At 39.4% G+C, this 10625-nt stretch carries 9 protein-coding genes and 1 pseudogene; 5 read left to right on the top strand and 5 right to left on the bottom strand.

Translation table 11 applies throughout. The features are described from left to right. Window positions 1-94: 94 nt before the first annotated feature. On the bottom strand, window positions 95-643 hold the full coding sequence (locus H6G08_RS38600) for a group II intron maturase-specific domain-containing protein (protein ID WP_313943443.1): 549 nt from the start codon (window positions 641-643) through the stop codon (window positions 95-97). Between the two features lie 84 nt (window positions 644-727). Continuing rightward, a pseudogene (locus H6G08_RS38595) lies at window positions 728-1684 on the bottom strand (reverse transcriptase domain-containing protein); the annotation flags it as partial. 1000 nt (window positions 1685-2684) lie between these two features. Between H6G08_RS38595 and H6G08_RS32730 the strand changes: the two are divergent. Both H6G08_RS32730 and H6G08_RS32725 read left to right on the top strand, forming a co-directional pair. After that, a complete protein-coding gene (locus H6G08_RS32730) occupies window positions 2685-3230 on the top strand; it encodes a GIY-YIG nuclease family protein (RefSeq protein ID WP_190550828.1) in 546 nt (181 codons plus the stop codon). 518 nt (window positions 3231-3748) lie between these two features. Further along, window positions 3749-4804 carry an S-layer homology domain-containing protein gene (locus tag H6G08_RS32725; RefSeq protein ID WP_190550826.1) on the top strand — a complete coding sequence of 352 codons (1056 nt, stop codon included), beginning with the start codon at window positions 3749-3751 and terminating at the stop codon, window positions 4802-4804. A 344-nt stretch (window positions 4805-5148) separates the two neighbouring features. Here H6G08_RS32725 and H6G08_RS32720 read toward each other — a convergent pair whose 3' ends face one another. From H6G08_RS32720 to H6G08_RS32710, 3 genes are all read right to left on the bottom strand, one after another. Continuing rightward, on the bottom strand, window positions 5149-5583 hold the full coding sequence (locus tag H6G08_RS32720; protein ID WP_190550832.1) for a CAAD domain-containing protein: 435 nt from the start codon (window positions 5581-5583) through the stop codon (window positions 5149-5151). Window positions 5584-6329: 746 nt separating this feature from the next. Then, a complete protein-coding gene (locus H6G08_RS32715; RefSeq protein ID WP_190550824.1) occupies window positions 6330-6785 on the bottom strand; it encodes a pentapeptide repeat-containing protein in 456 nt (151 codons plus the stop codon). 309 nt (window positions 6786-7094) lie between these two features. Further along, on the bottom strand, window positions 7095-7961 hold the full coding sequence (locus tag H6G08_RS32710; RefSeq protein WP_190550822.1) for an alpha/beta fold hydrolase: 867 nt from the start codon (window positions 7959-7961) through the stop codon (window positions 7095-7097). 224 nt (window positions 7962-8185) lie between these two features. On the opposite strand from H6G08_RS32710, the gene H6G08_RS32705 reads away from it, so the two are divergent. The 3 genes from H6G08_RS32705 to H6G08_RS32695 are packed head-to-tail and all read left to right on the top strand — an operon-like array spanning window position 8186 to window position 10604. Further along, a complete protein-coding gene (locus tag H6G08_RS32705) occupies window positions 8186-9001 on the top strand; it encodes a DUF1206 domain-containing protein (protein WP_190550820.1) in 816 nt (271 codons plus the stop codon). 12 nt (window positions 9002-9013) lie between these two features. Beyond that, a complete protein-coding gene (locus H6G08_RS32700; protein ID WP_190550818.1) occupies window positions 9014-10168 on the top strand; it encodes a glycoside hydrolase family 10-like protein in 1155 nt (384 codons plus the stop codon). A 19-nt stretch (window positions 10169-10187) separates the two neighbouring features. Beyond that, window positions 10188-10604, top strand: coding sequence for a C6orf136 family protein (locus H6G08_RS32695; protein ID WP_190550816.1), 417 nt, complete (start codon window positions 10188-10190; stop codon window positions 10602-10604). The last annotated feature ends 21 nt before the right edge of the window (window positions 10605-10625 follow it).

Below are 10625 nucleotides of genomic sequence, written 5' to 3'. Positions count from 1 at the left end.
TGGGATATGCTTTACTCATGTTGCTCTCTCGGTGCTGTCTACTATCTATTCACAGCGTATACCGAGAGAGCTTTTTTACAATCTGTCCGACTTTTCAAACATCCTCTAAGCTTTTTGGAATTTTGTGGTCAATTTCCAGCAAATCTCCATCCATAAAGTTAAGGCTACAATAGGCGCACTTACCGTTTTGTTGCTTCAAAAGTTTGGCTTTTGTTGCATCCATTTCGGGGTGTTCCCCAAGGCGTGTACTCCAATAGATTAAATCACCGTCAAATGGACTCTTGCTGCTTTTAACTTTCTCATGCCTAACTATGGGTGTTTCGGCGTGAGCTAGTAACCAATTGAGCTTTCCTCTTTCATTGGTTGCAAATTTCGAGGCACTATAATCACCTTCTTTGATTGTTAACCAGTACCTCTCTCTAACCCATTTTTCTGTTTTATTGCAGTGACGGCGTTTACCCCATCTTCTTAGTTTCCAGTACAGCATATTATCTACCTTCGTAAATATTTGCTTACTCACTACTGTCCTATAGTAGTTTGACCAGCCTCTTATAATTGGGTTTAATCTTCCAATTAATTCTGATTGTTTTCTTGCTGTCATTTCTACAATGATGCTGTTCAGTTTTTGATAGTGAGTCTGTATCTTTTCCGATTGTGGTTTGATGAGAGTCTTGAACCCCTGTTTACTCTGATGTTTGCCTAGTTTGTATTGGCGTACATTGAAGCCGAGGAAATTAAAACCTGGCTTTTCTTCGCCTATCCTTTTCAAGGTATGGGCAATTCTGGTTTTTTCGGGGCTTAACTCTAGTCCAATGTCACTTAAAAATGCTTCTGCCGCCTGCTTGCAACGCATTAAAACTTCGTATTCCTTATGTAGAATTACGAAATCGTCTGCATATCGAATTACACCTAGATTTGTTTGCTTTTGTGAGTTAAGATTGGGAATAAAAGCCGTTCTTACTGCTTCTTCCAATCCGTGTAGGGCGATATTAGCCAATAGAGGACTAATAACTCCGCCTTGAGGCGTACCTGACTGGGTTGGTTCCCAGTTGTAATCTAGGATGTATCCTGCCTTTAACCAAGTTTTTATTTGGCGACGAAGTGTCGGGAAGGTATTTAGTTTTTCTAGCAGTCAGTTGTGATTGATTTTGTCAAAGCACTTGGCTATATCGGCATCAAGCACATATTTTGGCATTTTGTTGATGCTTACGTAGATTTGTCCGATAGCATCATGACATGACCTTCCTGGTCTGAAACCGAACGAGTTTGGTTCAAACCGTGCTTCCCACTCTGGTTCCAAAGCCTGTTTTACTAAGCTTTGAATCGCTCTGTCATACATTGTGGGAATTCCAAGGGGACGTTTTTCAGCCTTTCCAGGTTTTGGAATCATTACCCTTCTTGTGGCTTTGGCTTTTGTACCTAGTTTTAGTTTTGACACCAACTCTAGGCGCTGCTTGGGCGTTAGGGATTTTACCCCATCCACTCCAGCCGTAGATTTACCCTGATTGTCCTGCGTCACCCTACGGACTGCTAGACATTTAGCAGCAAAGGATTTCATCAACAACTTTTGGAGTCGTCGCATTGTGCCAGCATCACCACGTTGACTTGCCTTGAATATTCTCTTTTGGAGGCGGTAGACATGACGATGGAATTTCTTCCAGGGTATATCTTTCCAATTCACCATAAGTTCAGTTTTACTGACCATTGTTTTGAATAATCCTCTGACTTGAAACTACTCAAATCGGTTAAACGTGAGTCTGTCTGCGTATCTCAGGCATTACCCTGAGCGTTGGCTTCTGACTCTATCTTTCCTTCTTGTTGCTTGTAGTTAGCACCTACCTTTGGTATCGACCTCCCAAAGGAGCATACAAGAGGGTTACTTCGTTCCTGATAGACATTAAGTTTGAACTTTTAGGGTGTCACTTTCCACGGGGATGATTTTGGAGGTATATCCTAATAGGTCAATATTAGTTATCCTTCATCCATTGACTAGTTTTGTCTTTGGTGTGTCAGCCTTGTTTCACCAAGCGATTTTCACCGCAGTTGTAGCGTGACTTTCTTGCGTACCCGTGAGTCCTTACCAAACAGTTCTATGTCGGGCTTATTTCAAACTGTCTTTTACCCGGCTTCAAGGATTGAGGACTAGTCGCTACCTTGCGGGTATGGTTTTCACTCCTATACCGGGAGGGGTGGGGTTGGGGTTCTAGGATACTGTCCTCACCACCATGTCTATCAAGTTGTCAAGGTTCTGTAGGATTTTGCCCTTACTTTTCCTTGCCTCTCATCCTTTCCATTACTGAATTTCGAGAGAACGAATCGCACTGACCTAAAAATCGTAGTGATTTAACACTTAGTCGGGTAAACTCTGGCGCTTAAGCGCCCCACTGTACCTGTACTCAGGTCAGTGGCGGGTAGTTTACATTATTTTGTAGTTTATTGCTGTGGGGACTACTATTAACTACCTTAATCCCATACACTGATTTTAGAGTATATAGCAATCTGTTAAGGATTTGTGAAATATTAGATGTAGGGTTGTTGGCAGTCAACAGTCAACAGTCAACAGTTAACAGTCAACAGTCAATATTTTTCACAGATAAAATAGAATGGCTATATTAATGTGTATTGCAACTAATTTTTAATTAACCAATTATCAAATTTAGGCTTTAAAATTACGAATTGAATTTATGAGTAATGAGACAAATATTTCTTTATTAGAAACGCTAGAATATGTTCCTTATCTTGACGAAAATGGACAATTACCTGAACAATTTCAGGGGAAAATAGGAGTATATGCTATCTTTGACCAAGATAAAGTATTGCAATTTTTAGGTTATTCTCGCGATGTTTATTTAAGTTTGAAACAGCATTTAGTACGTCAGCCACAAACATGCTATTGGGTTAAAGTTCAAACTATTGACAGACCAAACCGCACTCTTTTAGAAAGTATCGAGCAGGCTTGGATTACTGAGAATGGTAGTTTGCCTTTAGGTAATGGAGAACATAAAAGTCAATGGACGAATGCCATTGATGTTAAAGCAAAAATGACACCTGAAGAACAAGAAAAATATCAAAATCCTCTCAATGATGAAGTGACACAAATGAAAATTATTAAAAATGTAGCACGGCGAGTAGAGTCTGAGATTTTAGCTGTTTTAGAAACCCGTGGTTGTCAAACACAAATCCGCTTTAATCCCAAGTTGAAAGAAGAAGGATTGCTGGATTTGAAATAGTTGGTAATTTGTATGGCTTTCTGAAGGTTCTGAATATATTTGTCGCTCACTCTCTCCAAAGTTAAGCCGCGCTTAACTTTTGTTGGGGTGAATCTTCGTACATTGGTGTCAACTTAAGCTGAAAATAGCCTTTGTCTTAGCTCTGTCGCCCGCCTGAGAATGAATTCTCAGGCTAATAGCCCAAGTCTACTGAAGTAGACTCAAGATTTTGAGGATATTTAGTCATCTTGAGATGACTTTGGCTATTAGCAAGGAACTTCAGTTCCTTGCGGTAACTGGGTGTCATGTTAAGTTGACATAGGTGATCTCCGTATCGCCGCTATCCTCCTCACCCGTAAAGGTTGGCGGTAGTAATCCGGAGGTTTAGATGGGGGATGGGGGAGATGAGGCTTGTTGCTGATGAGGTAACATTTTATGCAGATGATGCAGCCAAAAAGATCCTGAAAATTAATTTGGGTATTAATATTTGATTGTTCAATAGATTTTAGATACCTATTTCTCCCTAGTAGGGTGCTACGATGACAAACACGCCACCTCCCGATCCTGAGTCATCTTCAAAAAATCCCCTTGGCTTTGATGAATTTATCGCCGTTCTGGTTGCTTTTAGCACGATTGGCGCGATTATCTTTTGGTCGCTGTCTCGTAAAGATTCTGACTGGAATGTAGGTGAGATATTTTCTTTATCTCCCGCTACTTCACCCAATATTCAGCAAAATCCAGGGTTACCTTCTCCTGTTCCCCAAGTGCAGCCTAATACAGAAACAGAGACTTTACCATCACCTGTACCGACACCTAATGTTGAATCTAGTACGGCACCATTAACTAGCGATGAGGTACCTTCTACCTCTGTTTTACCACCAATTGCGATCGCTCCTGTTACTCCAGGGCAAGTACAACCTCCTTTGTCTGCTAGCAAACCTTTGACACCACCATTCTCTTTGGTAACGCCGGCAAAGAAAAAGTCAGCTATCCCACCACCAATCGCCTTTAACGATGTACCTGATGATTTTTGGGGTCGGAAGTTTATTAATGTTCTTTCTGCTCGCGGTACGATTAAGGGTTTTCCCGATTACACTTTTAGACCGAATCAGCCTGTAACCCGTGCAGAATTTGCGGCGATATTACAACAAGCTTTTGAAGATAAACCTGTGCAAAATACGCCCAAATTTAAGGATATTCAAGATAAATTCTGGGCAATTCCGGCGATTAACCAAGCTATTAGTACAGGATTTTTGAAAGGTTACCCTAACCAAACTTTTCAACCAGAACAAAAGATTTCTCGCGTACAAGTGTTAGTGGCTTTGGTTAGCGGGTTGAATCTGAAAACCCCTGCGTCGCCAGAGCAGATATTAAAAATATACAAAGATGCTAAAGATATTCCTCAATATGCGACTGATAAGGTAGCTTCGGCAACAGCTAATGGTTTGGTTGTCAACTATCCTAATTTGGAAGTTTTTGCGCCTAATCAAGAAGCTACTAGAGCTGAGGTAGCAGCAATGGTTCATCAAGCTTTAGTTTATAGGGGGAGATTGGAAGCAATTCCCTCAAATAACATTGTTCGTTTACCTAAGTAAGCTAATGCACGTCTAAATTGCATGAATACGCGCTTCGGGGCATGGCAGTGCCAATGCCCCTACAATTAACGATTATCTTGTTAACTGTTAACGGTCAACTGTCAACAGCCTTCACGATGGATTGTGGAAATTAAAAGCAGAATAGCTTAAAAATCCCCTGACTGGACAAATTTCGCGATGCTCATTTGTGGGGGAAAGTCAGGGGATTCTTAAATCTGTAGCCGCTACCAATTAAGGTGCGGCTACAGTTTAATAAAATTTATTGTGGCCAGTTTTACTGATTGTTCTTTCTAATGACAACACTAGGGCTGTTGATTAGGCAGAAAAACTGGTTCAGCAATACATTACTCTTGAGCGTTTTTGCCCACAACTTGTGATTTAAGTGTGGTGATTTCGTTGGTTAATTCTTTCCTGGTGGAAGCTTTGAGTAGATAGCGATAAACAAACCAGGCGGAGTAACCGATACCAATTAATTCAAAGGTAGGTGCTACTAAGGGAATGTCGTTGAGAGAATCTAGGATTGCCAATAGTACCTTAACGGCGACAACTGCTCCGACGATTAAGCCGATGGAAACTAGGGGCTGCTTATACTGATTAAAGAAGTTTCCTAGATATTCAGGTAGCGTCCCTAAAAAGCTTGAGATTTGTTCTCCATATTTTAGCCATTGCTCTTGAGACTGCGCGGGTGGCTGGAGTTTAGTGATGGTTCCGCTTTGATTGTTGATGTCTGTCATCGTGGTCTCTGAAGACTTGGTTTCTGTGAATTCCGGTTCTTGCATTTTCGCTTCCATTAATTGTAACAGTTGAGTTTCTCTAATCCGGACAATTACAACCTCAAGGGTGTTGATTAGGTGATGCTCTTGAGCATCGTTACAACTGAGTTTGGGTTCAAAATGGTTTTAGTGTCCTATCACCATAATTGTCCTTTAACCACTACTCGATCAACTACCAGGTAGCAATTAAGTAGGAGGATAGAAGTCAGATGGCAGCAGGAACTATAAAAGTCAGCTTTCTGAGTTCTGTTTTTAAATCAACTGGAATCCTCAGGTTGCTATTATCCCATGTCATGTCAGTTGCCCATTATGGTACTTAATTAGAAGTACAAATTACGCAAAAGTCAGTCCACTCCTTATTTATACAAGCCTCAAACCCGATTTAGCCGGATATTAAAGCTATCTTAAGCAGTGTGAGTCAATTAAACCATTGCTAGTGATATTAATCTGTAATAAAAGTTTTTATGTGTTGAAATAGACTAGACAGAAAATCATTTATATGGTATTGCATCTATGTAGATTGAGCGATCGCCTAAAAATCAGTTTGGCTGAATTTTCTGTCATCTGTTGACTATGGACTCTTACCTATTTTCCCTTGCTGGCAAAATTCAACGTCTACATGTCAACGACAAAATCCTGAGAATCTTTTACTAATTTTTGGAGAGAGATTTAGGATTTAGATGGTTAGGATTCAGTTTTTCTTATCCTAAATCTACAAACTCCAATTTCTGCTAATACTTCATCAGTTTAGCTTATTTCCAATCGGGAATTTCCGCATCCTCGCCACCAATACCAATTCCTGTGTGATAGATTTCGGCATCAGTGATGGTGAGATTATTCATTGATGCTTGATAAACATTAGAATCGTAAATTTTGGCACGAGTTAAATTGGCATTATTGAGGTTGGCTTGCTTCAAATTCACATTGGTTATGTAAGCTGAAGTTAAGTTTGCTCCTGTTAAGTTAGCACCAGTGAGATCGGCTCCTTCAAGGTTAGCTCCACTAAGATTAGCATTTTGGAGATTTGCACCTCTGAGATCGGCTCCAATTAAATGCGCGCTACTGAGATTTGCACCTCTTAAATTACAGTTAATACATTCCCCAGTTGTTAACAACTTTTGTAAGTCTTGCGGGTTATCAGCTTTGACTGCGGTAGTGAAAAAGAGGGGAGTGGCTAAGGCTAGAACTGCTAATAGCTGGAGTTTCATAATTTCCCCCTTGGTACTCAAGTAAAATCCGTTCTTTTCCTCACAGTTCTATTATCTCACTAATTTTCTGCAATTATGTTAATTGAGTACATAAGAGATTTGGGTAAGCCAGTTATTTGCTGTCAATGAACTGCCGATTTATCAAGGTTTTGGCGGCTTGATGAGGCAGAAAATTTAGGAAAATGATGCCTATTAAATTACTGTTAATTCTTGTAAAGCAATTGCCTAAATTAATATATTTTTTTAGGATATTTTAATATAACTTATGCAATTGCTGATTATTAGCGGAAAACAAGCATTTTTGCGCTTTTAAAGCCTGAGAAAATCTCGCATATAATGATTGACTAATTTTGACTGTTCTTGCTGAACCCAATGGCTACAATGGGCGATATATTTGATTTGCAAATCTTGAACATAGGTTTCTGTACCGTAAGTAAGTTCTTTACCTAAAGCCGTATCGTTTTCGCCCCAAATCATCAAAGTTGGTACAGTCAAAATTCCCCAGTTGCTTTTAAATATTCGCTGCCGCAAAGCGTTGCGATAATAATTTAAACTCGCAGTGAGAGCGCCAGGTTTAGCAGCAGCATTTTTATAAGCGTCGATATCGTTTTGTGTAAAAGTACTCTTGTCAACTGCCATAACTTTAAATGCTCGTTCAATGGCTGCATAGTCTGAGCTTTTGATGAGTAATTCTGGTAGCCAAGGTAGCTGAAAAAAGAAAATATAGGAACTACGAATTAATTGTTGCAGAGTCAGTAAGCCTTGAGCAAATTTCGCCGGATGGGGCAAGTTAAGAATAATTAATTTTTCTAACATCTCTGGATAAGTATAGGCGAAATTCCAGGCGATCGCACCTCCCCAATCATGTCCCACTAATACACATGTTTCATAGCCTAAGCCTTGAATTACTCCCGCAATATCTTTGACAAATTCATCCATCACATAAGCAGATTTCTGGTTTGGCTTATCGCTATCGTTGTAACCACGTAAATCTAAGGCGACAACTTTAAAATATTGAGCGAATTCTGGGATTTGATAGCGCCAAGAATACCAAAATTCAGGAAACCCATGTAACATCAACAGCAAAGGGCCTTCACCTTGGGTAACGTAATGCAGTTTTACACTATTGGTAGTGATATATTCGTGAGTCCAAGAAGGTTGAATTACAGCAGTCATCAATCTTACTCCATTAGATAAAATACCGTAAAAATCTATCAGAGATGATTGAATTATGCTGATGTATTTTCATAGAAACATCTGTAAAAAGAGAAGTATTACTAATAGTTTTTTAGTTAATATCTAGTAAAAATATTTCTTTAGTAATTACTAAATTTGTCAAAAGATAGATGTAGAGACCGGGTAAATCTTGATAAAAAATATTATTTCTATAGGCAACTAATATGACACAACATTTGATGCATCATCCTTCAGGATGGGTGGAGAGATTAGCAAGGTTTGGTTATGCATCTAAAGGAGTAGTTTACAGTATCGTTGGGTTACTAGCGGCTCAGGTGGCTTTTGGTACGGGTGGGCGAACAACTGATACGCAAGGAGCTTTACAAACTATTGCACAACAACCATTTGGTCAGTTTCTGCTGGTTTTGGTAGCAATTGGCTTGATTGGATATGTGCTGTGGCGTTTTGTCCAAGCAATCAAAGATCCAGAAAATAAAGGTACTGATGTTAAAGGCTTGGCACAGCGAATTGGTTATGTGATTAATGGTTTTTTATATGGAAGTTTAGCTTTTAGTGCTGTACAAATTATCTTAGGTTCTGGAGGTAATAATAATAGTAACTCTACTCAAGATTGGACAGAGATATTACTTGATCAACCATTTGGTCAATGGTTAGTAGGAACTGTGGGAGCATTTATTATTGGCTTAGGATTTTATCAGTTTTATCAAGCATATAGTACAAAGTTTCGTAGAGAACTAAATTTAACTGAGTTAAGCCATAAAGAACAAAAGTGGGTAATAGGTATTTGTCGATTTGGATTAATAGCTAGGGGGATTGTATTTTGTATTATTGGTTGGTTTTTGATTCAAGCTGCAACTCAATCTAACGCGCAAGCTGCTGGCGGGTTAGATGAGGCGTTACAGGCTTTGGCGCAACAAGCTTATGGCGCTTGGCTTTTAGGCTTTGTAGCACTGGGTTTAATTGCTTATGGTATTTATATGGTGGTCAAAGCGCGGTATAGTCAGCTAGTCGTGAATTAAAAATTGCGGCAGATGAGCTTGAGAGAAATACGCGGTGTTTGGTTAACCAATACCGATAGTAAAGTACTAAAGTCTCAGCAACGCATTGCTGAGGCGATGAATTTTTTGGCGGAGACAGGATTTAATGTGGTGTTTCCTGTGGTTTGGAATCAGGGAGTCACTTTTTACCCTAGCCAATTGATGCAGCAAACATTTGGTGTAGAAATTAACCCTAATTTTATTGGACGAGATCCTTTAAGAGAATTAATTGTTGAAGCGCGCCGGGTGGGGTTAAAAGTTATACCTTGGTTTGAATATGGCTTTGCCAGTTCTTACAATGCTAATGGCGGGTTGCTGTTGCAGACAAAACCGGAGTGGGCGGCGCGCGATCGCAATGGTAAACTACTGCAAAAGAATGGTTTTGAGTGGATGAATGCCCTCGATCCGCAAGTGCAAGAATTTTTGTTAAATTTAGTCTTGGAAGTTGTCAAGAATTATGATGTTGATGGCATTCAAGGTGACGATCGCTTACCTGCTTTACCTGCTGAAGGTGGCTATGATGAGCAAACTATCGCCCTTTATCGTCAACAGTTTCACCAAGATCCGCCAGCAAACCCCCAAGATAGACAATGGTTACAATGGCGTGCAGATATTTTAACTGAATTCTTAGCCCGTCTTTATCAAGAAGTGAAAGCCATTAACCCGAATTTAATTGTGTCTGTGTCCCCCAACATTTATGATTGGGGATTTAAAGAATATTTGCAAGATTCAGTTACCTGGCTCAAGCGGGGAATAGTCGATATGATTCACCCGCAAATTTATCGTCGCGATTTTGTTAGTTATAAATGTATTATTAATCGCTTGATAAGTGAACAATTTACAGATGCAACATTAACCAAGTTAGCACCAGGAATTTTGATGAAACTTGGTTCCTATTGTATTAGTCCTGAATATTTAATTAAGGCAATTGAATGTAATCGCAAAAGAGGAATTAAGGGAGAGGTATTCTTTTTTTATGAAGGTTTGCGAGAAAATGATGGCGCTTTAGCTCAAGTACTGCGTAAAAAACTGTATGCACAATCGGCATCGTTTCCCACTTTAGCTGATTTGCATGTAGGTACGGTACATAGCCAAAGAAGTTTATCTTTGTGGCAAAAGTTAGAACGGTTTTTGCGAAATCTTTTTTAAACAGGTGCAGGGTAAATTAATGCAGATAGAACAGGTAATTACAATTCTCAAACATGATTTACCGACGTTGTTTGAAAAAGATATTTCTTACGATATATATACCCAGGATATTTATTTTCGCGACCCGGTAAATAAGTTTAAATATAAATTTAACTATCGAATTATATTTTGGACTTTACGCTTTCACGCTCAGTTATTTTTTACACAAATTTACTTTGATTTACATGAAGTGTATCAGTCTGCGGAAGATACGATTTTAGCCAAGTGGACAGTGCGTGGGGTTTTGCGCGTTCCTTGGAAAGCGAAAATCTTTTTTAATGGGTATTCAACTTATAAGTTTAATCAAAATGGCTTGATATACGAGCATATAGATACTTGGGATCGCCCGCCTACAGAGATTTTACAGCAGTTTCTCAAAAAAGGTGGAGAAAGTTAAGCAGGCGATCGCATCTTTTAT

This window comes from Calothrix anomala FACHB-343 (assembly GCF_014696435.1).
Taxonomy (GTDB): Bacteria; Cyanobacteriota; Cyanobacteriia; order Cyanobacteriales; family Nostocaceae; genus Aulosira; species Aulosira anomala_A.
The sequence above is the reverse complement of the archived record's forward strand: the minus strand, read 5'-3'. Positions and strand labels throughout refer to the sequence as shown.

Bases quoted from the DNA above. Each gene is read 5' to 3' on its own strand.
- H6G08_RS32730 (WP_190550828.1), top strand. From the start codon at position 2,685: ATGAGTAATGAGACAAATATTTCTTTATTAGAAACGCTAGAATATGTT.
- H6G08_RS32725 (WP_190550826.1), top strand. From the start codon at position 3,749: ATGACAAACACGCCACCTCCCGATCCTGAGTCATCTTCAAAAAATCCC.
- H6G08_RS32720 (WP_190550832.1), bottom strand. From the start codon at position 5,583: ATGCAAGAACCGGAATTCACAGAAACCAAGTCTTCAGAGACCACGATG.
- H6G08_RS32715 (WP_190550824.1), bottom strand. From the start codon at position 6,785: ATGAAACTCCAGCTATTAGCAGTTCTAGCCTTAGCCACTCCCCTCTTT.
- H6G08_RS32710 (WP_190550822.1), bottom strand. From the start codon at position 7,961: ATGACTGCTGTAATTCAACCTTCTTGGACTCACGAATATATCACTACC.
- H6G08_RS32705 (WP_190550820.1), top strand. From the start codon at position 8,186: ATGACACAACATTTGATGCATCATCCTTCAGGATGGGTGGAGAGATTA.
- H6G08_RS32700 (WP_190550818.1), top strand. From the start codon at position 9,014: ATGAGCTTGAGAGAAATACGCGGTGTTTGGTTAACCAATACCGATAGT.
- H6G08_RS32695 (WP_190550816.1), top strand. From the start codon at position 10,188: ATGCAGATAGAACAGGTAATTACAATTCTCAAACATGATTTACCGACG.